The organism is Metaclostridioides mangenotii (assembly GCF_018917235.1).
GTDB lineage: Bacteria > Bacillota > Clostridia > Peptostreptococcales > Peptostreptococcaceae > Metaclostridioides.
This window is the reverse complement of the sequence record NZ_JAHLOF010000002.1, coordinates 183,065-207,758: the sequence shown is the minus strand read 5'-3', so window position 1 is coordinate 207,758 and position 24,694 is coordinate 183,065. Positions and strand designations below refer to the sequence as shown.

Below are 24,694 nucleotides of genomic sequence, written 5' to 3'. Positions count from 1 at the left end.
TATGCAAAATTATTTTAATAAACAAGTAAAAGAGCTTTATGATGAAGCAATTAAAATTATTAACTCTGTCTCTATACTAAAGGCAAATCGAGCTAATGAGAAATTTGATGTAGATATACCTCAAGATTTTAAAGATCATTTTTTTAATTTAGTTGATAAAGTTAATTTAAGTCTTATGGAAGAAAATGATAATTTTTATGGATATTTTTTGTTTCAAATGTCAAGGGAAATAAGGTTTGATATAAGCAGCCCTACAGCGGTGAATTTTAAAGGTGCTAAATATGTTATTTATTTTAATCCTATGATTTTTTTAAATCTCGACATAAATCAAATGGTAACTACTATTAAGCATGAAATCCTCCATATAGTATCGATGCATTTAGTAAGGGCGAAAGAGTTAAAAAGTAGATATAGCACATTGGCAATTAATATGGCAATGGACATTGTAGTAAATAAATATTTAAATAATTTACCGCCATACGCTATTACTCTGGAGTGGGTAAATATAAAATATTCTTTAAAACTTGAACCATATGAGCCTTTTGAATACTATGTAGAAAAGATACAAACTGAATTAGATTTAAGAGAAAAAGATAAAGATGGCGAAGAAGTCGATAATAGTGAATCTAAAAATATAGAAAATGAATTTAGTCCAGAAAAAACCCATGACATTTGGGAAGATTTCGATGATATAGATAAACAAACACTTAAAGAATTCACAGAAAAATTTATAGATAATTCGCAAAAAGGTATTAATCCAGCGTATTTAGAAGATATGATATCAATACTCAAAAATAGTAAAGGTGAATTGCCTTGGAATTTATATCTAAATAGATTAATGGGAACTGTTGAAAGCAATAAAAAGAAGACTATAACAAGAAGAAATAGAAGACAGCCTAATAGATTAGATTTAAGGGGAGAGCTTAGAAGTCATAAGGCAGAGATAGCTGTCGCAATTGATATAAGTGGAAGTATTAGCGATGAAGAATTTAAGCAAGCTATTAAAGAAATTCTCAATATAGTAAAAAATTATAATCATGAAATCACAATATTAGAATGCGATAACGAAATTAGACGAGTATATAAAGTCAAATCTGCAAAGGATGTAAAAGATAGAATCAGTAATGGTAGAGGGACTAAATTTACCCCAGTTTTTGACTATGCTAATAATAAAAATATCAATTTATTGGTTTATTTTACTGATGGCAAAGGTGAAAATAAGCTACAAGTAATACCTAGAGGGTATAAAGTTTTATGGGTTATTTCCGGAAGAGGAGATGATATTTCATTAAAAGAGTCATATGGAGCAGTTAAAAAACTTAGCAAAGTCAAATCAAAAGGCGATAGAATAGATATGGGTGATGTTAGAAATGATGGATATTCAATGAATAGTCAAGCACCAATTTTATAAATATATTAGTAGTTTTGTTTTGATTTTATTAATACCTATTAGCTCACAATAAGATATTGACATAAATATGTTGATATCTTTTTTATTGTAAATAAATTATACGCAATTTAAAAATAGATTATTTAATTGAAATTATTTTACTAAATAAATATGATAAAAAAATTGGGTTCTTAGTATTTTCAATAAAAATCATTGTAATGATTATATACAAAAACTATTTGAAATATTTAATGTATAGATATAATCGATAAAATTATCGGAAGGTTTAGGTATATAATATAATTAGCGAAAAATACAATAATGTGGGGGTTTGCAATGAAATTTAAGAGAATAACTGCAATGATTTTAGTAGTTTTAATGATGACTCTAGTATTAGTAGGGTGTGATAAGACTTCAGATGACTCTAAAAACGAAGATGCAAAATCGAATGTAAAAGCAGAGAAAGTGGAGAAGAATAAAGTTTTTGTGTCGCCGGAATGGGTAAAAAGTGTGATAGATGGGAATCAACCTGAATCTGATGATTATACTATTTTAGAAGTTTCATGGGGTAAATACAAAGATAGCCCGACATACACAAAAGGACATATACCTGGAGCTATACATGTTGATATTGCAAGTGTAGAATCTGAACCGAATTGGAATATATCTAAACCAGAAGTAGTAGAAAAAGGTATGTTAGATATGGGAATAACAAAAGATAAAACAGTGATTTTATACGGTTCTGATGTATCGGGTACAGCAAGAGTAGCGTATGCTTATCTTTGGGCTGGAGTAGAAAATGTTAAAATCCTTAATGGTGGTCTCGAAAAATGGGAAAAAGCAGGGTATAGTAAGGATACCAAAATAGAAAAAGCAACAGCTGCAAAGGATTTTGGAACGACTGTTCCAGCTCACCCTGAGTACTGGCTATCAATAGAGGATGCTCAAGAAAAATTGAAAAATGATTCTAATTTCCGTTTAGTTAGTATTAGAAGTGAAGCTGAGTTTAAAGGTGAAACGAGCGGATATACATATATTGATAGAGCGGGTGAACCTAAAGGTGCTGTATGGGGACATGCTGGAAGTGATCCATATCATATGGAAGATTATACAAATGAAGATGGAACTTATATAACATATGAAGAAATGTTGGAATTATGGAAAGACTGTGATTTTACAAAGGATAATGAGCTTTCATTCTATTGTGGAACTGGCTGGAGAGCAACAATCCCTTGGTTAATTTGCTATGAAGCCGGAATGAAAGGAATGACTCTTTATGATGGTGGATGGTATCAATGGCAGATGGATAAGGATCTACCAGTACAGGTAGGAGATCCAAAGAGTGATGATTGTGTGTACACTACAGTAGGCGAATTATCAACTGATAAAGCTGCAAAATAATTTATATATGATAAGTACCGTATTAAATTGCGGTACTTATTTAAATTGAAAATAACGAGGTTAATATTTAATGAGAAAAGTAAATAAACTATTTTATTTAATAGCTACATTAATAGAAGTTTTATTATTAATCGGAGCATACGTTGTGAATTACTTTACAATTACAAAAATGGGGATGTTACGACATGTTATACACAAGAATAGCGTATGGGAAGATAAATATCCGATAGTATTGCTACTTTTTATTACAATTATAGTACTGGTAATATTGATGATATCAGTACTTGTACTTTATAATAAAAAGAAGGAAACACTAAAAAATATTGTATTACCTATGAATATTTTTATGGTTGTGCTTGGACTTTTTTATATAGGATTTATATTGTTATATTCTACAGAAAAATTGAACGCATATTATTACATGAGTTTTATGTTAGGGGTTGCAGCATTAATTCAAATTATTAAAACATTCGTGGCGGTAATTTTATGTAAGAAAGAAAAATAGCTCAAAAAAATAAAACCTTAAATCAGATGATATGAGACAGCAGTAAAAAAAATCTCAAAGATTATCTAATGTAAGTTTATCTATAGGTAAATAGTTTAAAATAAAATATGAGTTTAAAAAGGGCTAGTTTATTTAATTATACTAGCTCTTTCTGTATTTAAAATCTGTTATTACTTTTTAATTTATTTAAGAGACCTATCTGTTTTTGATATATAATTATATTTAGGACAATCAATATAAATATTTAAGTCATTTATACATAACATAAGAGAGAGAATTTCAAAAATTAATAGTTTGGAAAACACTTATAAATGTTATTAAAATATTTACAGAAATCAAATCATTAAAGTTGAATTTTTTATGGAGGTAAAAAAGTGTTTTTTACTAGAGAAAAAATCATCAGTGACTTAAGGTCACAGGTTATAATAAATGGAAATATTATTGGAGTATCTCTAGGGGCAGGAATAATAGCAAAATATGCTGCTAAAGGTGGAGCAGATTTGATACTAGCATTAAACTCAGGAAAATTTAGGCAGATGGGGGTTAGCTCATTAGGGGGTATGATGCCCTATTATAATGCAAATGAATTAGTTATGGATTTTGCATCCAGAGAAATTTTACCTACAATAAGAGATATACCTGTAGTATTTGGCTTATGTGCTACAGATCCTACTATTAACTTAGACCTATACATTGAAAATATTTATAATATAGGTTTTGCTGGAATAGTTAACTATCCTTCAATAGGTATGATTGATGGTTTGTATGGTGAGGCACTAGAAGATGAGGGATTTTCTTATGATAAAGAGGTGGAAGCAATAAAAATAGCTAGTAGCAATAATATATTTACAATTGCATTTGTATTTAGTAAAGAAGAAGCAGAGAAGATGATTGATGCTGGTGCGGATGTTATTTGCGCTCACCTTGGAGTAACTAAGGGAGGAGCATTAGGTGCTAAAAAGATACTATCTCTTGAAGCTGCTGTTAAGTTGGCAAATGAAGTTTTTGAAGTATGCAGTAATTCAAAACGAGATATAATAAAGGTTATATATGGCGGGCCTGTAAATTCATCTAGAGACCTAAAATATATGTATGATAATACTGATACGATGGGTTATTTTGGAGGTTCAACATTTGAAAGAATACCATCTGAAGAGTTTATAACACAAAAAACCAAGGAATTTAAAGTTACATCAAGATTTAAAGATGATCAGTTATTAAATAAAATGCTAGAGGGAGTAAATAAGCATTATGATTATGTAGAATTTGTAAAAGAATATGTATCGATTCATTATATGGAGGATATAAGTTTTACTGAACTGGCAAAAGTCGTACATATATCTCGAACTCATTTAAGTCGTCTATTTAATAATGAGGTAGGATGTACTTTTTCTGAATATTTATCAAGATATAGGATTAACAAGGCAATAGAAATATTAAAAAAAGAGAAGATACAACTAAAAGAAGTTGCAGATTTGGTAGGGTATAAAGATTATGCACATTTTAGTAAAGTATTTAAGAAACAAGTAGGTATATCACCTAAAAAATATACAAAATAGTACAAATATAAAAGTAAATGATACATATATACATATACTTTGAAGCTTAATAATAGTAATATTAATTTAATAACTGCGGAAATTAAATAAATTTAATCCTAACATTAAAGGAGGGAATGTCAATGAAAACAATAGCTATAGCAGGAACTTTTGATTCAAAAGGTAAAGAATATTTATTTATCAAAAATGTAATAGAAAGCTTAGGTTTAAAAACACTGACAATAAATTGTGGTGTATTTGATCCTGTGTTTACACCAGATATTTCTAATGAAGAAGTAGCTAAAGAAGCAGGATATGACATAAAAGTGATTGCAAACAAAAAAGACAGAGGACTAGCCACAGAAGTTTTATGCAAAGGTATGAAGAATATTATACCAAAACTTTACGCCCAAGGAAGATTCGATGGAATAATATCTTGCGGTGGTAGTGGAGGTACTTCTCTAATAGCCCCTGCTATGAGAGAATTGCCAATAGGAGTACCTAAAATTATAGTTTCAACAGTTGCTTCAGGAGATGTTTCTGAATATGTAGGCACTAGCGATATTATAATGTATCCATCAATTGTAGATGTGGCAGGTCTAAATTCAATATCTACTAAAATATTTACAAATGCAGCCACTGCGATTTGTGGAATGGTTAAATTTGAAACAAAACAAGAAAAAATAGAGAAGCCTTTAATAGCAGCGACGATGTTTGGAGTAACAACTCCTTGTGTAGATACTGCAAGAGAATACTTAGAAAAACAAGGATATGAAGTATTAGTATTCCATGCTACTGGTACTGGTGGAAAAACTATGGAAAGTCTTGTGGAATCAGGATTTTTCGAAGGTGTATTAGATCTTACTACAACAGAGTGGTGCGATGAATTAGTAGGCGGAATTTTAAATGCAGGTCCAAAGAGACTAGAAGCAGCAGCAAAGTGTAATGTGCCTCAAGTTGTTTCAGTAGGAGCTTTGGATATGGTTAATTTTGGTGCAATAGATACTGTGCCAGCAAAGTTTAAAGACAGAAATCTTTATAAACATAATCCAAGTATTACTTTAATGAGAACTACTGTTGAAGAAAATAAACAACTAGGTGAAATAATAGCAAGTAAATTAAATATGGCAAAGTCTAATGCTACTTTAATGTTACCATTAAAAGGTGTATCCATGATAGACGCAGAAGGTGAAGTTTTCTATGGAAAAGAAGAAGATGAGATGCTATTCAATACATTGAAATCTAATATAAATTCGGAAAACGTTGACATAATAGAAATGAATAATAATATAAACGATGAAGAGTTTGCATTAGCAGCAGCTAAAAAATTAATTGAGTTAATGGATGAATCAAAGTCAAAATAAATTAAGTTATGATAGGAAAGTTAAGGAGGTACAATATGATACTAACAAGAGATGAAGTATTAAAAAAATTAAAAAATGAAGTTGCAAATGGAAATTTATTACTTGGTGCAGGAGCAGGAACTGGTATATCTGCCAAAAGTGCAGAAGCTGGTGGAGTTGATTTAATAATTATATACAATTCAGGTAGATACAGAATGGCTGGTAGAGGATCATTAGCTGGACTTTTACCATATGGTGATGCTAATCAAATAGTTGTTGATATGGGAAGAGAAGTATTACCTGTAGTAAAGAATACACCAGTACTTGCTGGTGTATGTGGTACAGATCCGTTTAGAGTAATGGAAGTTTACTTAAAACAACTTAAAGAGCAAGGTTTTGCAGGGGTTCAAAACTTTCCAACAGTAGGTTTAATTGATGGTGTGTTTAGAGCTAATTTAGAAGAAACAGGAATGGGCTATGATTTAGAGGTAGAAATGATTAGAATGGCTCATGAGCTTGATATGTTAACTACACCATATGTATTTGATGAGGAGCAAGCAATAAAAATGGCAAAAGCAGGCGCTGATATTCTAGTTGCACACATGGGCTTAACTACTAAGGGAACAATAGGTGCCAAAACTGCTCTTACATTAGATGAAAGTGTTAAAAAAGTTCAGGCTATAGCAGATGCAGGAAAATCAGTAAATCCAGATATTATGGTAATATGTCATGGTGGACCGATAGCAGAGCCTAGTGATGTAGAGTACGTTATGGCTAGAACCACTGGTGTAGATGGATTCTTTGGAGCGTCAAGTATAGAAAGATTTGCAACAGAGGTAGGCATAAAAAATCAAGCAGAAGCATTTAAAAATGTAAAAAAATAAATTTATAATATTAACTTTAAATGGGTGTAATAATAGTTATTTATACCTAGAGAATTGATTAAAAAAAGGGGTTGTCTAAATAGTTTAGACAACCCCTTTTTTATTAAATATAAAATAACGTACTGCTTACTTGTATCTATTTCATTTATAGGATACTCTATATATGTCGTAATGTATTCTCTTTTATTCAAAGCTCTATAGTATTATTTTAGGTTAATTTTTTTCGTTAGGTACAAATGATATTTTATTAAAAATAATTAAGAGGAGGTCGGAGTCGTGAAAAAAGAAAAAATTACTAATGTATTACTAATTATTACAGGTATTATATTAAATGTTATAGGTATTAATGCTTTTTTAACCCCAGCTAAACTACTTACAAATGGTTTAGCCGGAATCGCTGTCGCTATTGACTACGTATTTGGTATAAATCAAGGTTTATTAATTTTATTAATGAATATTCCTATATTTTTATATGCAAGAAAATATGTAGATAAAAGTTTTTTAGTAAGTAGTTTTATCAACATGTTTATATATTCTTTTTTACTAGGAGCAACTAAGGATCTATATAAATACATAGTTATTGATGACATTATGATACAGTCAATTTTTGGGGGAATAATGATAGGTGCTGGTATAGGCTTAATATTTAAAGCAAACTCATCAGTTGGCGGTATGGATATTTTAACAGCAGTTATTAAAATAAAGTATAACATACCTTTAGGTGTTACTTTTCTAGCTATAAACGGGGCAATTGTTTGTATCGGTGGAGTACTGTTTGGTGCAAAATTATCAATGTATACAATAATTTCTATGTATATAACATCTAGGGTATTAGAAGTAGCGAAAGATTGCTTTAACAAAAAGAAGTTCATATTGCTTGTTTCTGATAAGAATGAAGAAATCGCACAAGGTATTATGGAGATAACAAAACGAGGAGTTACATTTTTAGAGGCAGAAGGAGGTTATACAAATCAAAAGAGAAAGTTACTCTATTGTATTATTTCAACCAATCAGGTAGCAAAGATAAAAGAATTGATTTATAAAAAAGACAATAAAGCTTTTGTATCTATTAACAATGTAGATGAAGTAAGAGGTGGAGGATTTAAGACAAAGTTACTTTAGTAGCTAATGACATAATTTCAACTGATAAGAATTTTTTAAACATCAATTATTAAAGTAGTTTTTTAAAAATTTAAGTAGCTGAGGACTTAATTAAGCTCATTATTTTTATAATATAAATCTAATTAGTTTAAACGAAAAAAGTACATAAAATTAAAAGGAGAGTATTGTTTACTTAAAAAATGGTACTCTTATTCTATTTAAAAATAAAAATATCATTTAAAGAATGTATATGGTATAGAAATCACCTAGAAGAACGTGTATTAAATATAAATAGTTATTTTACTTAGATTTAAATATTAGAATATGGTACAATAGATATATACAGCGAGTAGTTTTGATTACGTAAGTCCAGTTGTCAAAACTACTTTTTTATTTGATGAAGGATGGTGAGGTTTTAATGTTTAAGGTTTATGATTATATAATGTATGGTATGACAGGAGTATGTAAAGTTATAGATATAACAAACGAGAAATTTGCAAATGGGGAAAAAAGAGATTATTATGTATTAAGTCCTATTTATTCTGAGAATACAATAATAAAAACCCCTGTAGATAATAAGCAAATTCCAATGAGAAAGATAATCTCAAAAGTTAATGTTACTTCACTGATAAATGATATTCCTAATATGGAAACCATATGGATTGACGATGAAAAAATAAGAAACAAGCAATTCAACACAATGCTTAAAAGCGGTAAATGTGAGGAACTTATTAAATTAATAAGAAGTATATGCTGTAATAAGGAATACATACAATCTATAGGTAAAAAATTACACAATGTTGACGAAAAAATTATGAAAGAAGCAGAAAGATTATTACATGAAGAATTTGCAATTATTTTAGATATTCCTCCAAATGAGGTTACTTCATATATATCAAGTCATATACCACAATAATTAATATAAAAATAATCGTTGATATGGAATTTACAAATCGTTCCACTATAATAAATTCACTAAAAAATAGGCTAAAAGATAATATCTTTTTATTTTGTTGTTGTTGAAAGAAGACTATATATCCCAATATAAGCTAAAGCATATATGTTTCGCCCCATTTAGAAATTTTAAACCAATACTTATTGAACCAAATAATTTAAATTAAGTAACTGTTAATAAAATAAAAGACTGGTCTATTAATGAATTATTAATATAAGGGATAATAGATTAATATCTATTATTTAAAAAAACTAATTTAAAATAGTAGCTTTACAATCAAGTTCTTGTTAAAGCTACTTGTTTTTTTATGCGTTTTTTGATAAGTATGCTTTATACAGTAAATCTTTTAAAACTACGATCGAATCTTCTGATGAATATTTATATGTTTTCTCTACTTCATCTAGCATTGTATTAAAAATTTTATAGTAATGCTCACAATTAACTTCTTTTTCATATTGAGTTAATATAGGGCAAACCTGTGCCCAATCTATTTCATAGCCTGAATCACTTTGAGTAATTGATGCTTTAATTTTAGAATTATTTTCTTCTTCATTAAGTAAATAATCGATACTTAGATTTAGTACCTTTGAGAGTTTTACTAACTTCGAAGTATCTGGAAGTGATATGTCTAACTCCCACTTTGATATAGTTTGTCTTGAAACATCTAATAGCTCTGCTAATTGATCTTGTGTTAGATTAATTTCACTTCTTGCTTTTGCAATTTTTACGCTTGTTTTCATATTTATACCTCCTCTACTTTTATATATTTTTATTATATCAATTAATTTTTTATTGTTAAATAAACCCGTAGTTTCTAAATGCACTTTAAAAGTTCTTTTTTATAGTGATAATTATTTATTGTCACAAATTATGCCTATATTTTATGGAGTTAAGGCTTTAAAAAAATGAATTTATTTTACTAACAAATAAATTCATAGCATATAATATTATATAAGTTATATAAAATAACAATACTGCAAAATCGGTTATATGGTGATACAATTTACATAAGCTTAATTTTATTTTAGAGCCTTATTTAAAGCGTTTTCATGAAATTATTTTAGATATAAATAAATATTTTTTTATATACGGTATTTATATTGACATGATAAACGTTTTCTGATAAATTTCACAGTGGGGGGTAAAAATATAATTATTGACAATATAATCAGAAATATATCATAATTTTCAAAATCACTTCTATCATCCAAAGGACACTATAAAATTTAACCCTATATAAAAGTATTATATGAATCCAAAAGGATTCTATAATTAGCTATAAACAATGAATTTGGCCAATTCATAATTTATTTATAGTAATACATATATAAAACAGATCTGTTAGTGTAACAAAAATGTACTAATTGTATTAATAGATACCATAATTTTTTATGTATTACCCAATCTTCCTTCATTTTTATTAGAAGAATAAGGTTGGTTTAAAACATAGCAAAAAATATATTTTTATGGAGGGAAAATATGGAAAACACAGTAAGAGGTAAAAAGAAGTATCCTTTTGGGTTCTATGTTTGTGCTTTATCTTTCACACTTGAACGTATGGCATACTATTCTTCAAAATGGTTAATAGGAATATTTGTAGTTGCAGCAGTGGCAAAAGGTGGACTGGGATTAGAGCCTGCTGATGGAGCGAAAATGACTTCATTCTTAGTAGCATTTACTTACTTGACTCCTATTCTTGGAGGGTTGATTGCAGACAGATGGTTAAGTCCGAGGTTGTGTGTTCCTATAGGGACATTAATTATGGCACTTGGATATGTTTGCGGTTGGCAAGCATCTTTACAAACATCAAAAATGTTAGTGTATTTGATGATAGCTCTCGTATCAATAGGAACAGGCTTCTTTAAAGGAAATGTGTCTGGTATAAATGGTAGACTTTTCGATGATAAAGAAGTTCTTGATTCAGCGTTTACTATACAGTATTCTTTTGTTAATATAGGTTCGTTTATCGGAACAACTGCAGTATCATTTATAGCTTACTCTACAATTGGATTCGGAGGAACATTCCTAATCTGTGCATTACTTTTATTCTTAGATACAATATGGTTTATAATCGGAGGAAAAGCCTCATTCGGAGATGTAGGTAGAAAGCCATTTAAAGTTGATGAGGTTAGAGTTAATTCTGAAGTTAAAGAAGAAGTAGTTAATGATGAACCACTAACTAAAAAAGAATGGGGAAGAGTTTGGGCAATCATACTTGTTACAATATTTTCTATAGTATTCTGGGTGGTATGGTACTTAACATACATGCCAATATTATATCACTGGGGACCAGACTTCGATTATGCAAACAAAGCTAATTGGGTTATTGGTAATTTTACAGTACCATCAGCTTGGTTTGATTCTCTAAATGCGCTTTGCTGTATAATACTTGGACCATTGTTGGCTGCGCTTTGGGCTAAACTTGCAAGATCTAAAAGAGGCGACCTTAGTATGTTCAAAAAAACTGCATTAGGTATGTTATTACTTGGAGCTGCATTTGGTGTAATGGCATTTGCAGAAGTAATAAGAGGAACTGGTCAAGCAAACTTGATGTGGATAGTACTTGTTGGTATATTAATGTCACTTGGTGAAATGGTATTCTCACCACTTGGAAACTCATTCATCAGTAAATTCTCACCTGCAAAAGTGTTGGGTTTAATGATGGGAGTATGGCCATTTGCAATATTTATTGCTGGATATGCTTATGGTTATTTATATGAATTCTTATCAAAATACTCATTTGCACCTGCATATGCTATAGTTGGAGCAATAGTTGTTGTATGTGGTGTAATATTATGGGCTATGGATAAGAAATTAAATAGACTTGTAGAAGATTAATTCAATTTTGAAGGTAAATTAATATATTTATTATTATAAATTAGATATAAATAAAATTTTGAGATTTATATTAATATTTAAATAAAATAAAAACACATTGATACTTTTATCAATGTGTTTTTTATTTTAACAAAAAAATATTAAATAACCTATAAACTTCTAGAACTGTCAAAGTCCGTGAAATTTTTTTCTGAGTTATTGAAGGATTTCATAATAATTTATCGAATATATATAAATATAGTATAAAATATTACAGAATTTAATTTTTGTAGTATTTAGCATCTTAATATGTTTAATCAATCGTTTTTAAATATTAAGAGGAGGTTACCTTATGTTAGAATCAAACTTATTTTGGTCACTCATTACAATAACATCGGGTCTAATTGAATGGTATATATTCAAGTATGTTCTTGATGAGGCTAGTCATTCAAAGAATAATAAATTATTTCTAAACCTGATTTTTTTAGTACCTGTTTGTGTTTTTATTTTACTCACTGCAATTGGACTAAAACCAGTTTTGAAATTAATAATTGGTTTGATTATGGGCTTTGCAATATATAAATTAAACTATGAGACAACAGTATTAAAATGTCTATTTATAACTCTGTTTTATTTTCTACTATTAGCAGGAGTAGACACAATATCGGGTTCTCTGGTAATTTTAATAAATAAAGTAACAGATGGTAGTTTAATGATAGGAAATAATATAATAAACTTACAAATAACAATTTTATCTAAATCATTATTATTATTTTTGATCCCTATAATTAGAGGAATTAAACTAAGGGTTGAAATAAGTAAAAAAGAATATATACAAATAATTATTCCAATTCTTGTGAATTTAATTAGTATTATACTAATTCTCAGTTTATTGTTTTCAATATCAACACAATCGCAACGAATATTGGCTTTTATAGCTTCATTAGTATTGATACTTTCAAATCTATCATTAATTCTAATTGTATCAAATTTGATAAAGAATAATGATACAAAAGTGAAGAACAGTATAATTAAAATTAAGGAAAGACTAGATTTTAAATACTATTCACAATTACAAAGAACACAATTAAGAACATTGTATAAAACAAATAATTTAGCATTAGATGTAATATTGAGTGAAAAGAAATTTATTTGTGATGATAACAAAATTGATTTTAATGCAACTATTGATTTCTCTAAATGTGATTTTATCGAAACAATGGATATATGCAATATATTTTCAAATTTATTGGATAATTCTATAGAAGAATGTGAAAATATAAAAGTAAAAGCTGCTCAAAGAAATATTAAACTTTCAGGAAAAAAAGTATGTAAATACTATGTAATAAAATGTGAGAGCTCTAAATCATATGAAATAATTAATGATGAAAATATTATTACTGTTGAAAGAGATAGTCCTCCTGGTATAAATCTAGATAGTATAAAAAAATCCTTGAATAAATATAATGGCGATATTGTTCTTGACTATAATGATAACGTAATCACAACAACGATACTAATACCTTTAACAAGAAAGTATAAAACGGTTAATATTTGAAAATAAACGATTTGGAGGGATTAAATGGTAAAATCTTATGCAAATAAAATGACAACATATTTAGTCGATAATGAAAAAATTGAAAATAATGATTATGAACTTTTTTCATATGCTTTTGAGGTTTTAATATCTACTATAGGAAATATAATAATTATATTAATTATAGGGGCTCTATTTAATAGGTTTACTGAAACATTGCTATTTTTAGTATTCTATTGTCCTATAAGACAGTTTGCAGGTGGCTTTCATGCTGAAAATTATACAAGATGTCTGTTGGTTTTCTTGTCAATATATATAGTTAATATACTTGTAATAGATAAATTAATCAGCTTAGAGCTAACTACGCCTATAGTGGTGATGGCATTTATAAGTTACATAGTAATACCATTTTTGGTCCCTCAAGAACATAGAAATAATCCACTAAGCATTGAAGAAAAGAAAAAATATAAAAAAATCGTTAAGTATTTAAGTACTATTCTATTAGTAATTTCTTTTATAGGTATTAATTTATCAATAACATATGAGTATGGAATGTATTTATCATCTGTTATTGTATGGATTTTTATAATGTTAATATTAGGTATTATAAAGGAAGGGGTGAGCAAAGTTTATGGAAAAGAATCTTAAACCAGTTTTGTTAGAGAAAGTATGTAATTTAGCAATTAACACATTAAAAGTGTCAGCTAATACTACTTGTACTGTTATATCGCATCAGGCAAAGGTCCCAAAAGGTATCGAAAAGTTTAAAAAAAATTATTAATAAATATGTAATAAAAGCTATTTTGTTTTACAATTTCAAAAGAGGCTATCTATCTTTTAAAGATTTTGAAGTTTATTATTAAAAAGTCAGCGTATGCTGACTTTTTTACTTAATCAATTAGTATTCATATCAATTAATGCCTATATAGAAAAGAAAAAATTAAGGGGATTTAAAAACACATTGATACTTTCATCAATGTGTTTTTTGTTTTAACAATAGAAGAATATACATATGAGACTAAGTTTAATTCTATAAGTGGCTGCAAATAATCGTTCTAATGAATTGACTTAATAACAATAATAGGAGAATATGTGGATAACTTTAAAATATATTTAGTAATTATGAATAGAAATTTACATTACTTACCATTGTAATTATAGAAAATTAGAATAATAAATAATCTATTATCTATTGTATAATATAGATGAATTTGTAAAAATATGTATGAAAAGGAGAGAGTTCGTGTGAAAAGGTCAAAAAAAATGGTATTGGTATCTCACTGTTTATTAAATGTTAATTCAAAAGTTGAAGGTCTAGCAACTTCTACTGCATGTGTAAGAAATATTGTTGACTATTTGCTTGATAGTGATTTTGGGATCATACAAATGGAATGTCCAGAGCTAACTTGTATGGGAATTAAACGATGGGGACAATCAATTGACCAATACGACAATCCATTCTATGAGGAACACTGTGATAAAATTGCCATTAATATAGTCAATATGGTAAGAAACTATACTAAAAATGGATATGAAATAAAGTATGTAATAGGTATAGATGGAAGTCCAACATGTGGTGTAGATCTTACTTGTACAGGGAATTGTGGAGGTGAGAATATAACCTTTGACAATTTCAGAACTCAAAAGGGATCTGGAATGTTAATGAAAGCAATAAAGAATCGAGCAAAAAATTTTGGATTAGACTTAACCTTTGTAGGATTAAACGAAGAATGTCCAGAAGAAAGCATTAAAAAGTTAAGAAAAGTATTTTGTACTAATATTTAAAGAGAAATAATTATTACATTTTAAGAGGAGGATTTTATGAACAATATCAGGAAAACGTTTTTATTTATCGTTACAATTATTTTATGTGTAGGAGCAGTAGGATGTAGTTCTAATGGAGATATAGAGGATAGTTCAAAGCCAGAAAAAGCGGATACTTCTTGGTCTGATGTACAAAAAAAGGGTGAAATGGTTGTTGCAATGTGTCCAGAGTACCCACCATTTGCAATGAGAGACAAAAAAGGAGATGTTGAAGGCTTTAATGTTGATTTTGCAAAGGCATTATCTGAAGAGTTAGATCTAAAGGTAACTTTTAAAGATACTCCATGGGAGGGGTTAGTAGCAGGACTGCAAAAGGGAGATCACGACATGATAATATCTGCAATGTCTCCACAAGAGGCAACGCAGGCATCTGATAATGTAAGCATGAGCGATCCATATTATAAGTTAAGCGATATCATAGTAGTAAACAGTAAAAATACAGACATTACTAGTAAGGAAGATTTAGAAGGTAAAACTATAGGAGTTCAAGCGTCAACTAGTAGTGATGTTGCAGCAGAAGAGCTAGCCAAAAAAGGAATCAAGGTTAAAGAAATAAGAAAGTTTAATAGGACTCCAGAAGCGATATTAGATTTACAAAATGATAGAGTTGATGCAGTTATAGTAGGTTATGCATACGCAGTATCTCAATTAAATGGGAACAAAGATTTTAAAATAGTTAATGATCCAGTTCAAGTATGTGATCTTGTTGTAGTTATGAATGGTGGTGCTGATGAATTGACAAAAAAAGTAAATGAGGCTATGAAAGCTGTTAAAGATAAAGGTACTTATGATGACTGTGTTAAGAAATGGTTGGAAATAAAATAAATGTATAATTTAAATTTTGAGTTTCTATTACCATATTTACATCAGTTCTTTGAGGCATCTAAGATAACTCTACAATTAGGAGTAATTATTTTTATTATTAGCGCAATACTATCGGTATTAATAGGATTTTTGAGAACTTATGAACTTCCTAAAATAGTAAATTTTGTATTATCATCGTATGTTGAAATATTTAGAGGTACCCCTTTATTAGTTCAGCTATTTTTGATATATTACGGCCTGCCAGCATTTGGTTTAAATTTTCAGCCCATGACAGCTGCAATCATTGGATTGTCACTAAATGCTACTGCGTATATGTCTGAGGTAATAAGAGGATCAATTTTGTCTATTGATAAAGGTCAATATGAGGCATCTTATGTATTAGGATACTCAAAATTTTCTATGTACATAAATATAATATTACCGCAAGCTCTTAGAATCGCATTACCGTCACTTATGAATTCTTTTGCAAGTATAATTAAGGAAACATCTTTAGTATCTGTAATATCAATAGCGGAAATTACAAGAGTTGGAAATCAAATATATTCAAGAACTCTTAGACCTTTTGAAGTATACTTAACTATTGCTGTATTCTATTTTGTTATGACATATACAATATCAATTTTGTCCAGAGCAATAGAAAGGAGAAGTTCTAAATGGAGCCTATAATATCTATCAAGAATATATTTAAGAGCTATAAAGATTTAGAAGTATTAAAAGGTGTTTCACTAGATATAAACAAAGGAGAAGTAATCTCACTAATTGGAGCGAGTGGCTCTGGTAAAAGTACACTAGTTAGATGCATCAATGGATTAGAGCAAATTCAAGAGGGAAATATTTATCTTGATGGAGAAGAAGTCAGGGATTATAGAGGAGTGGCAGGAAGAGTAGGTATGGTTTTTCAAAATTTTAATCTATTTCCGCACTATACTGTATTAGATAACATTATAAAGCCATTAAGGCATATTAGAAGGGTACCAAAGGAAGATTCTGAAGAAATAGCTTCAGGGTTATTGAAAAAAGTCAAGTTAATTGATAAAGCAGATGTTTATCCAAGCCAACTATCCGGTGGACAGAAACAAAGACTTGCTATAGCAAGAGCATTGTCTATGGATCCAGAGATTATTTTGTTTGATGAACCCACTTCTTCACTAGATCCTCAGTTATCACATGAGGTTTTTCAAACAATTAAAGATTTAGCTAATGATGGCTACACTATGATTATTGTTACACATCATATTAAAATGGCGATTGAAGTATCAACAAGGATTGTATTCCTGGATAAAGGGAAGATTGAATTTGACGGAAATAAAGAGTCGTTTTTAAATACTAATAATGAAAAACTTCAGAAGTTTTTAGAAGTTTATAAATAAAAAGTCGGTGTATGCTGACTTTTTTATTTTGGCAAATAAGTTAAATACATATAGTATAAAAAAAGTACACACATGTAAGTGTAAATTGTTATATACAAATATTTTTAGTAGATATAACACATTAAAACAAAACATAACAATGTTAGCATATATTAACAGTGAAAAATAGAATGTATTTATGTTAGTATAAATTTAAATGAAAATATAAAAATAATTATATAACAGGTGTTAATAATTTCATAATAGTATCTGTTGAGTAATTTTTTTATCAATCAAGGAGGAGAAAAGTTTAAATGAATATTAAAAAGTACATATCAGTTTTAATGGCAGGTTCAGTAGTTATAAGTGGATTACTTATGACAAATACAGTTAATGCTGCAGAAATTGGAAATTTAAGCACAAATAAAAAAATAGTGAAAAACAACTGTAAAAAATCGACAGTTATTTTAGCTAGTGGAGAAAAGTATACAGATATTTTAACTGCTACAGTATTAGCAAATGAAAAAAATTGTTCGATACTTTTAACATCTCAAGATTATGTTGATCAAAAAACTATGAATGAGATAAAGAGATTAAAAGTTGGAGAAGTTATAATATCTGGTGGAGTTGATTCAGTTTCAGAAAATGTTGAAAATAAGCTTAGCAAAGCCTTCAATGTTAGAAGAATAGCAGGTGAAGATAGATACGAAACTGCTGTTAAAATAGGCGACGAAGTAAGAGCGTTGTCTGGAAATCTAGAAGAAGCAGTATTAGTAGATGGGACAAATTTCCCAGATGTAATCACAATTTCTGCTTTAGCATCTGGAAAGAGAGCACCGATCTTATTAACTCAACCGAATCAATTAGTAGCATCAACAAAAGATACATTGAAAGAGTGGAATATTAATAATACAACGATTGGTGGAAGTTATGACTCTGTATCTAAAGATATAGAAGATAATCTTGAAGTATCAAATGTAAGTAGAATAGGTGGAGCTGACAGATATGAGACAGCAGAATTAGTTGGAGAAAAAGTTAGAGAGTTAACTGGAAATCACGATGATTTGATCTTGGTAGATGGTACTGACTTCCCTGATGGTATAACAATTAACAGTTTAGCATCTAAATTTAAAGCGCCAATAATGCTAACAACTCCAAACGATCTTTCAGAGAGAACTGAAAGAAAAATTAGTGATTGGTCAATAAAGAACATACTAATAGGTGGAGGATATAAGTCTGTATCTAAGAGTATTGAAGAGAACTTAGGAGTAGATAATAAGGAAAGAGTTGCTGGGGTTGATAGATTTGAAACAGCTGTAAAGATATCTCAAAGACTATCACAACTAGATAAAACAATAGGAAAATAAATAGAAAGTTACAATTTAGTAATATGTACTAAAAATAAAAAGTGGGGCTCAAATTATTGAGTCCCATTTTTTATGCTTAATTTTCTGATCCCATTTGTTTCAATACCTTTTGAGGAATATCGTCTTTATCTACCTCTTTCAAAGAGATCACTTTATTTTCTTTGTTTACTTCTAGCTTTAGATATGTACCTAATTTTAATGGATAATCACTATGTTCTTTAAAATAGACAGTTTTTATTTCCTTGGTTTCGCTATATACGTTTTTTACATAATCATAACAGCATTTATAATTACCACGTGAGACTTCCTCAGTTCTTTTATCTGGTATAACTTGGATCTTTGTGTAGTAAACATCCCCACAATACTTATTTCTGTATAGTTTAAATCCAAAACAGAAAATTAATATAATAAACAGTGCTATTGACACTTTTTTATTCATTCTTTTTATTTTTTTCACTTTCATCACCAATGTTATTTTAGCACTAATAAATTTTTAATGACAGTAACAATATTGTTATTTATACCTTTAAAATTTTTAAAACTTTTTTGAATAAAGACGGGTTATCGTTTCAAAAATTTAAATACCCATTTTATAGTTTAATTTGTAAAAGATACTATTATAATATTTAGATTAAAATCAACACTATTAAAAAGGAGAGTGTTAATTTTGGTTAGTAAAGAAGATATAAAAGATGTGCTAAACATCATAGATGACATAGAGCATTTTATAACAATTGAACATAATTTAGATGAAGCACTTAAAAATATTGGAGATTTACAAAACTTCTTTGAAAGTGAACTAGAGGATGATCAATAATGAAAATGACAATAGAACAACTAATTGATGATCTAGAGTTTATACAAGAGAAGTTCGAATTAAACAACCTCTATGTTTATTTAAATGAAAAAGGATTAGAGTTTATAGATGAAAGTCTATATAATATTGGTGTTTTAGAATTATATATAAAAGAAGATAGTTGTTAGTCTATAAACAATTAATTTATTGTATCATTTATTGAATGATGTGATAACTATATAATCAAAAAGACCTGAATTGAAATTCAGGTCTTTTTATTTTTATAAATATTATTATTCGTTGACTACATCGTATTCGTACTCGTCATGATTATATGTGATTTTACGTTGATTAATAAAAAATCTAACTGAACAGATAAGGCCAATAACAAATAAGATTAGTAAGAATATAAGAGCGACTTGTATACCAATCTTTGTACCTAAAATATAGTCTTTTGTAGTACTATTTTTTTGGAATGAAGCAATAATAGTTGCAATGATAGAAGTCGCAACAGCACCTGAAAACTGTTGTAGCGTATTGAAGATAGCATTACCATCAGTTTCGAGAGATGCTGGCAATTGATTTAGTGCAGTAGTCATTAAGTTACTATAAGCTATTCCTTCTCCAATCATAAATAAACAGTGAGAAATAATAATAAATATAAGTATATTAGTCTTAATTAATAAAGTCATTATACCTAAAGCAAACGTCGAAAGAATCAGACCAATTAGTATTGGTTTCTTTGGACCTAGTTTATCAAGCATTCTTCCAGAAATAGGGGCAAGCATTGCACCAATTACTGCCCCAGGCAACATAAACATACCTGATATTGAAGCAGATTTTAACTGTACTATTTGGAGGTAGTTAGGAATAATAAATGATAGTCCTAATAATAGAAATTGGTAAACTAAGAAACTCACTAACAATAAATCAAATCCAACATTTTTAAAGACATTAAAATTAATTAAAGGTTTATATGATAATTTCATGCGTCTTATAAATAATAATAGTCCTAGAATACCTAAACCTAAATATATCCAAGGTTTCCATGATAAAATACCATTTTCTCCTATAAGACTAAAGAAAAATAGTAATCCACCAAATGTAAGTGTAATGTAAAATACAGATAAAAAATCAAGCGTAGCAGTAGTTTTATTTTCCTTTTTAGATGATATGGCATAGATACCTATGAATAAAGATAAAAGTAGTAAAGGCATAAGGCAGACAAAAATGTAACGCCAAGATAATTCCGTAGTTAGCCATCCACCAAAAGTTGGTCCTATAGCGGGTGCTATAGCTGTTGTCAGTACACCAAACCCCATCATAGTACCTCTTTTTTCCTGAGGTGCTTCTTCTAAAATTATATTAAACATTAGAGGAAGTGCAATTCCAGTCGCTAATCCTTGTAATAATCTTCCAACTAGTAGAATAGAGAAAGTTGGAGATATACAGTCAATAATTACACCAGCAATAAAAATAATATTTGATGTTATAAATAGTTTTTTCTTATTGAACTTTTGATTAAAGAATGACGAAATTGGGACAATGATAGAAATAATAAGTAAATATATTGTAGTGACCCATTGTACATCTGATATTGAAATATTAAATTCCTCCATCAATGATGGAAATGTAACATTCATAGCGGTTTCAATTAATACACCGCAAAATGTCATAATTCCTGTCGCAAAGATGGCAAGGAATAGTTTATTGTTGACTTTGTTTGTTTTATTCAAAAAAAACACTCTCCTTTATTTTTTTAGTAAAACTACGCAAAAAAGAAGCCACTCCTACCTAGGTAGGAATCGCCTCTCTTATCAGTAATATTACTATCTGTACGAATTGCCTATCAACTATAATACATGAAATCTTTTTAATGTTCAAGTTTTCTAAAGTAAATAAATTATCTATATGTCGTCTATATAAAATAGCTATACCTAATTTCTGGATATGTGATAAAGTTACAGTAATTTTTATTCATATGAATTATGATTTAAATAAGATTTATACAAGTTAAATTTATATCATATTAATTTTAAGATTAGGAGAGTGCTTATATATGAATAAAAAAGTTATCATTGTTGGAGGTGTAGCAGGTGGAGCATCTGCTGCAGCAAGGCTAAGACGTCTTAATGAAAATTTAGAGATTATTATGTTTGAAAAGGGTGAATATATATCTTTTGCGAACTGTGGTTTACCTTATTATATAGGTGAAACAATAAATGATAGAAGCAAATTAATTGTTCAAACAGTAGAAGCAATGAGTTCTAAATTCAACTTAGATATTAGAAATCTAAGTGAGGTTATAAGTATAGATAGAGATAGAAAAATAGTATTTGTTAAAGATCATAAAACAGGTGAGACATACGAAGAAAGCTATGACACTTTAATGCTTTCTCCGGGAGCAAATCCTATAAAACCTCCTATACCTGGAATAAATGAATGCGATAATTTATTTACACTTAGAAATATACCAAACACTGATAAGATAAAATCGTATATTGATAGTAATAGACCAAATCGAGCTATTGTAATAGGCGGTGGATTTATAGGTATAGAAATGGCTGAGAATTTGCATCAAAGGGGTATAGAGGTAACTTTAGTTGAAGCGAGTGATCAAGTTATGGCACCGTTAGATGTAGAAATGGTAAGTGTAATTCATGAGCATTTAGTAAGCAAGGGTGTTCAGTTAATATTAGGTGATGGAGTTAATTCATTTGAAAATAAAGGAAAAAAAGTAGTATTAACAAGTGGAAGAGAAATAGATACAGATTTAATAATGCTTTCTATTGGTGTAAAGCCAGAAACAAAGTTAGCAAAAGATGCTGGACTTAAATTAAATGACCGTGGTGCTATAGTAGTTGATGACCACATGAAAACTTCAGATAAGGATATATACGCAATTGGTGATGCTATAGAGGTTATAGATTTTGTAAATAAAAAACCTACAATGATACCTCTAGCATGGCCAGCAAACAGACAAGGAAGATTGGTGGCAGATAATATTTGCGGAAGAGATGTAAGGTACAAAGGAACATTAGGATCATCAGTGGCTAAGGTGTTTGACTATACTGTTGCTACTACAGGTAATAATGAGAAAATCTTAAAAAGATTAGGTATCGAATATAAAGTAGTTCACATTCATCCGAATTCTCATGCTGGTTATTACCCAGGTTCTTTTCCAATTTATATAAAGATGACTTTTGATCCTAATACAGGACAGATATTTGGAGCTCAAGGAGTTGGAATAGATGGTGTCGAAAAGCGTATAGATATTTTAGCTACAGCTATAAAAGGTGGGCTTACAGTTTTCGATTTACCTGATGTAGAAGTATGCTATGCACCTCCTTATAATTCGGCAAAAGATCCAGTAAATATGTTAGGATACTATGCAAGTAATGTTATAGAGGGTATGTTAGATACTGTACAGTGGAGTGAAGTAGATGAAATACAGAAAAATGGTGGAGTAATTATAGATGTAAGAGATGAATTTGAGTTAATTTCAGGTACAATGCCAAATTCAATTAATATACCATTAGGAGAGCTTAGAGAAAGATTAAATGAAATACCAAGGGATAAAAAAGTATATGTAACTTGCCAAGTTGGTTTAAGAGGTTATATTGCATGTAGAATACTAGAACAAAATGGTCTTAAGTGTACCAATATTGACGGAGGAGTAAAGACATACCTAGCTGTTAAAAGAGGACTTGAATCTTTAAAAAAGCAAGGTGAAAAACATCCAGAGTCTTTGACAAATAGTAAATTAGGTGATGAAATGATATACAAAGATGATATAGAAACGAATGTGACATTAGATGCATGTGGACTTCAATGTCCTGGACCAATAAGAAGAGTATTTGAAGAAATGAACAAGATGCAAGAATATGATATCTTGGAAGTAAGAGCAAGTGATCCTGGATTTGGTAAGGATATCGAAGCTTGGTGCGATAAAACTGGGAATACATTAATTAAATCTGATTTCGATAAATCCAAAAAAGCATTTGTTGCTTATATAAGAAAAGGGAAAAATGCAATTCTCAGTAAATCATGTAGTATCGAACAGAGCGATAAAAATGGGGCTACATTAGTCGTATTCAGTGGTGATCTAGATAAGGCTATAGCATCATTTATAATTGCTACTGGTGCAGCATCGATGGGAAAAGAAGTTACTATGTTTTTCACATTCTGGGGACTTAATGTGCTAAAAAGAAAAGATAAACCTAATGTTTCGAAAGATACTATGGAAAAAATGTTTGATTTTATGCTACCTTCTCATTCAGGGAAGTTGCCACTCTCTCAAATGAACATGGGGGGAATGGGTCCAAAGATGATAAATCAAATTATGAAGAAGAACAATGTTGATGATTTAGATACCTTAATTAAAAATGCTATAAATATGGGTGTTAAAGTAGTTGCGTGTGCAATGAGTATGGATCTTATGGGAATAAAAAAGGAAGAGTTTATTGATGGAGTTGAAATTGGCGGAGTTGCTTCGTATTTAGGTGCGACTGAAGATTCTGGTCTTAATTTATTTATATAATAGTATGATGTGATAAGTCAAAAGTCACTTTTAGAATCAGAATAATCAAATAAACATACTACTCAATATAAAATATACAATAATTTAAATTAATCTAAAACAATGAAGGAGCAATATATATGACAAAACCGTCGGAATATCATAAACAAGGGTATACCTGTGCTGAAGCGTTAATAAAGTCCTACAACGAAGAACATAACTCAGACATTCCAGTATCGATAGGTAGCGGAATGGGTGTTGGAATGACAGTAGGTAGCGTATGTGGAGCAGTAAATGCAGGTGTTGTTATTATAGGGTATTTAAAAGGAAGAAATGACAAACTTGATCAAAATGAAGCAAGAAAATATTCTAGGGAATTAATGAATAAGGTAAGGGAAAAATACAACACAGAGATATGTGCTGACCTAAAAAGAAGTAGAGTTGGTTGTGATGAGATAATTAATTTTACGTATGATGCATTAAATGAAATTTTGTGTAATTAGCCAAAACAGAACAATAATTAAAAAATAAGAAAAAGGAGCT

General features: G+C 29.2%; 24 protein-coding genes. 21 read left to right on the top strand and 3 right to left on the bottom strand.

Features of this window, described 5'->3' with window-relative positions; translation table 11 throughout:
* The first annotated feature begins 1 nt into the window (after position 1).
* From KQI18_RS04260 to KQI18_RS04225, 8 genes are all read left to right on the top strand, one after another.
* Entirely contained in the window at positions 2-1,411 is a 1,410-nt protein-coding gene (locus KQI18_RS04260; protein ID WP_216466440.1) for a VWA-like domain-containing protein, read from the top strand.
* 315 nt (positions 1,412-1,726) lie between these two features.
* Positions 1,727-2,791 carry a sulfurtransferase gene (locus KQI18_RS04255; RefSeq protein ID WP_216466439.1) on the top strand — a complete coding sequence of 355 codons (1,065 nt, stop codon included), beginning with the start codon at positions 1,727-1,729 and terminating at the stop codon, positions 2,789-2,791.
* A gap of 70 nt (positions 2,792-2,861) precedes the next feature.
* The gene (locus KQI18_RS04250; protein ID WP_216466438.1) at positions 2,862-3,296 is read left to right on the top strand and encodes a hypothetical protein; all 435 of its coding nucleotides are present in this window, start codon (positions 2,862-2,864) and stop codon (positions 3,294-3,296) included.
* Positions 3,297-3,670: 374 nt separating this feature from the next.
* Entirely contained in the window at positions 3,671-4,855 is a 1,185-nt protein-coding gene (locus KQI18_RS04245) for a phosphoenolpyruvate hydrolase family protein (RefSeq protein ID WP_216466437.1), read from the top strand.
* Between the two features lie 122 nt (positions 4,856-4,977).
* Entirely contained in the window at positions 4,978-6,198 is a 1,221-nt protein-coding gene (locus KQI18_RS04240) for a Tm-1-like ATP-binding domain-containing protein (protein ID WP_216466436.1), read from the top strand.
* Between the two features lie 35 nt (positions 6,199-6,233).
* Positions 6,234-7,061: a phosphoenolpyruvate hydrolase family protein gene (locus KQI18_RS04235; RefSeq protein ID WP_216466435.1), complete on the top strand. Its 828-nt coding sequence runs from the start codon at positions 6,234-6,236 to the stop codon at positions 7,059-7,061.
* A 276-nt stretch (positions 7,062-7,337) separates the two neighbouring features.
* Entirely contained in the window at positions 7,338-8,183 is an 846-nt protein-coding gene (locus KQI18_RS14135) for a YitT family protein (protein WP_330654353.1), read from the top strand.
* A 397-nt stretch (positions 8,184-8,580) separates the two neighbouring features.
* Entirely contained in the window at positions 8,581-9,078 is a 498-nt protein-coding gene (locus KQI18_RS04225) for a CarD family transcriptional regulator (RefSeq protein WP_216466434.1), read from the top strand.
* Between the two features lie 344 nt (positions 9,079-9,422).
* Here the strand turns inward: KQI18_RS04225 and KQI18_RS04220 are convergent, their stop codons facing one another.
* Positions 9,423-9,857: a helix-turn-helix domain-containing protein gene (locus KQI18_RS04220; RefSeq protein WP_216466433.1), complete on the bottom strand. Its 435-nt coding sequence runs from the start codon at positions 9,855-9,857 to the stop codon at positions 9,423-9,425.
* 739 nt (positions 9,858-10,596) lie between these two features.
* On the opposite strand from KQI18_RS04220, the gene KQI18_RS04215 reads away from it, so the two are divergent.
* The 9 genes from KQI18_RS04215 to KQI18_RS04175 all read left to right on the top strand — a co-directional run bounded on the left by KQI18_RS04215 (position 10,597) and on the right by KQI18_RS04175 (position 18,836).
* Entirely contained in the window at positions 10,597-11,955 is a 1,359-nt protein-coding gene (locus KQI18_RS04215) for a peptide MFS transporter (RefSeq protein WP_216466432.1), read from the top strand.
* A 331-nt stretch (positions 11,956-12,286) separates the two neighbouring features.
* Positions 12,287-13,492 carry an ATP-binding protein gene (locus KQI18_RS04210; RefSeq protein WP_216466431.1) on the top strand — a complete coding sequence of 402 codons (1,206 nt, stop codon included), beginning with the start codon at positions 12,287-12,289 and terminating at the stop codon, positions 13,490-13,492.
* Positions 13,493-13,516: 24 nt separating this feature from the next.
* On the top strand, positions 13,517-14,119 hold the full coding sequence (locus KQI18_RS04205) for an accessory gene regulator B family protein (RefSeq protein ID WP_216466430.1): 603 nt from the start codon (positions 13,517-13,519) through the stop codon (positions 14,117-14,119).
* A complete protein-coding gene (locus tag KQI18_RS04200) occupies positions 14,103-14,252 on the top strand; it encodes an AgrD family cyclic lactone autoinducer peptide (RefSeq protein ID WP_216466429.1) in 150 nt (49 codons plus the stop codon). The genes KQI18_RS04205 and KQI18_RS04200 overlap by 17 nt, the downstream gene beginning before the upstream one ends.
* Before the next feature lie 464 nt (positions 14,253-14,716).
* Positions 14,717-15,256 carry a CD3072 family TudS-related putative desulfidase gene (locus KQI18_RS04195; RefSeq protein ID WP_216466428.1) on the top strand — a complete coding sequence of 180 codons (540 nt, stop codon included), beginning with the start codon at positions 14,717-14,719 and terminating at the stop codon, positions 15,254-15,256.
* A gap of 36 nt (positions 15,257-15,292) precedes the next feature.
* A complete protein-coding gene (locus KQI18_RS04190) occupies positions 15,293-16,120 on the top strand; it encodes a transporter substrate-binding domain-containing protein (protein WP_216466427.1) in 828 nt (275 codons plus the stop codon).
* Positions 16,121-16,786 (top strand): amino acid ABC transporter permease, encoded by a 666-nt coding sequence (locus tag KQI18_RS04185; RefSeq protein ID WP_216466426.1) that lies wholly within the window; start codon positions 16,121-16,123, stop codon positions 16,784-16,786. It abuts the gene before it with no gap.
* The gene (locus tag KQI18_RS04180) at positions 16,774-17,490 is read left to right on the top strand and encodes an amino acid ABC transporter ATP-binding protein (protein WP_216466425.1); all 717 of its coding nucleotides are present in this window, start codon (positions 16,774-16,776) and stop codon (positions 17,488-17,490) included. Before KQI18_RS04185 ends, KQI18_RS04180 begins: the two co-directional genes overlap by 13 nt.
* 293 nt (positions 17,491-17,783) lie before the next feature.
* A complete protein-coding gene (locus KQI18_RS04175) occupies positions 17,784-18,836 on the top strand; it encodes a cell wall-binding repeat-containing protein (RefSeq protein ID WP_216466424.1) in 1,053 nt (350 codons plus the stop codon).
* Between the two features lie 76 nt (positions 18,837-18,912).
* Here the strand turns inward: KQI18_RS04175 and KQI18_RS04170 are convergent, their stop codons facing one another.
* Positions 18,913-19,293, bottom strand: coding sequence for a YxeA family protein (locus KQI18_RS04170; protein ID WP_216466423.1), 381 nt, complete (start codon positions 19,291-19,293; stop codon positions 18,913-18,915).
* A gap of 210 nt (positions 19,294-19,503) precedes the next feature.
* On the opposite strand from KQI18_RS04170, the gene KQI18_RS04165 reads away from it, so the two are divergent.
* Positions 19,504-19,653: a hypothetical protein gene (locus tag KQI18_RS04165; protein ID WP_216466422.1), complete on the top strand. Its 150-nt coding sequence runs from the start codon at positions 19,504-19,506 to the stop codon at positions 19,651-19,653.
* The gene (locus KQI18_RS04160; protein ID WP_216466421.1) at positions 19,653-19,820 is read left to right on the top strand and encodes a hypothetical protein; all 168 of its coding nucleotides are present in this window, start codon (positions 19,653-19,655) and stop codon (positions 19,818-19,820) included. Before KQI18_RS04165 ends, KQI18_RS04160 begins: the two co-directional genes overlap by 1 nt.
* 105 nt (positions 19,821-19,925) lie before the next feature.
* On the opposite strand, the gene KQI18_RS04155 is transcribed toward KQI18_RS04160, so the two are convergent.
* Positions 19,926-21,368 carry an MDR family MFS transporter gene (locus tag KQI18_RS04155; protein WP_236887641.1) on the bottom strand — a complete coding sequence of 481 codons (1,443 nt, stop codon included), beginning with the start codon at positions 21,366-21,368 and terminating at the stop codon, positions 19,926-19,928.
* 323 nt (positions 21,369-21,691) lie between these two features.
* Between KQI18_RS04155 and cdr the strand changes: the two genes are divergently transcribed.
* Complete coding sequence (gene cdr, locus KQI18_RS04150; RefSeq protein WP_216466420.1) at positions 21,692-24,172, top strand: CoA-disulfide reductase; 2,481 nt, start codon at positions 21,692-21,694, stop codon at positions 24,170-24,172.
* Between the two features lie 119 nt (positions 24,173-24,291).
* A complete protein-coding gene (locus tag KQI18_RS04145) occupies positions 24,292-24,654 on the top strand; it encodes a C-GCAxxG-C-C family (seleno)protein (RefSeq protein WP_216466419.1) in 363 nt (120 codons plus the stop codon).
* Positions 24,655-24,694: the final 40 nt, after the last annotated feature.

Excerpts from the sequence above, each read along its gene's own strand:
- KQI18_RS04235 (WP_216466435.1), top strand. The coding sequence starts at position 6,234 with ATGATACTAACAAGAGATGAAGTATTAAAAAAATTAAAAAATGAAGTT.
- KQI18_RS04220 (WP_216466433.1), bottom strand. The coding sequence starts at position 9,857 with ATGAAAACAAGCGTAAAAATTGCAAAAGCAAGAAGTGAAATTAATCTA.
- KQI18_RS04210 (WP_216466431.1), top strand. The coding sequence starts at position 12,287 with ATGTTAGAATCAAACTTATTTTGGTCACTCATTACAATAACATCGGGT.
- KQI18_RS04225 (WP_216466434.1), top strand. The coding sequence starts at position 8,581 with ATGTTTAAGGTTTATGATTATATAATGTATGGTATGACAGGAGTATGT.
- KQI18_RS04160 (WP_216466421.1), top strand. The coding sequence starts at position 19,653 with ATGAAAATGACAATAGAACAACTAATTGATGATCTAGAGTTTATACAA.
- KQI18_RS04260 (WP_216466440.1), top strand. The coding sequence starts at position 2 with ATGCAAAATTATTTTAATAAACAAGTAAAAGAGCTTTATGATGAAGCA.
- KQI18_RS04175 (WP_216466424.1), top strand. The coding sequence starts at position 17,784 with ATGAATATTAAAAAGTACATATCAGTTTTAATGGCAGGTTCAGTAGTT.
- cdr (WP_216466420.1), top strand. The coding sequence starts at position 21,692 with ATGAATAAAAAAGTTATCATTGTTGGAGGTGTAGCAGGTGGAGCATCT.
- KQI18_RS04250 (WP_216466438.1), top strand. The coding sequence starts at position 2,862 with ATGAGAAAAGTAAATAAACTATTTTATTTAATAGCTACATTAATAGAA.
- KQI18_RS04180 (WP_216466425.1), top strand. The coding sequence starts at position 16,774 with ATGGAGCCTATAATATCTATCAAGAATATATTTAAGAGCTATAAAGAT.
- KQI18_RS04215 (WP_216466432.1), top strand. The coding sequence starts at position 10,597 with ATGGAAAACACAGTAAGAGGTAAAAAGAAGTATCCTTTTGGGTTCTAT.
- KQI18_RS04240 (WP_216466436.1), top strand. The coding sequence starts at position 4,978 with ATGAAAACAATAGCTATAGCAGGAACTTTTGATTCAAAAGGTAAAGAA.
- KQI18_RS04255 (WP_216466439.1), top strand. The coding sequence starts at position 1,727 with ATGAAATTTAAGAGAATAACTGCAATGATTTTAGTAGTTTTAATGATG.
- KQI18_RS04185 (WP_216466426.1), top strand. The coding sequence starts at position 16,121 with ATGTATAATTTAAATTTTGAGTTTCTATTACCATATTTACATCAGTTC.
- KQI18_RS04200 (WP_216466429.1), top strand. The coding sequence starts at position 14,103 with ATGGAAAAGAATCTTAAACCAGTTTTGTTAGAGAAAGTATGTAATTTA.
- KQI18_RS04205 (WP_216466430.1), top strand. The coding sequence starts at position 13,517 with ATGGTAAAATCTTATGCAAATAAAATGACAACATATTTAGTCGATAAT.
- KQI18_RS04190 (WP_216466427.1), top strand. The coding sequence starts at position 15,293 with ATGAACAATATCAGGAAAACGTTTTTATTTATCGTTACAATTATTTTA.
- KQI18_RS04145 (WP_216466419.1), top strand. The coding sequence starts at position 24,292 with ATGACAAAACCGTCGGAATATCATAAACAAGGGTATACCTGTGCTGAA.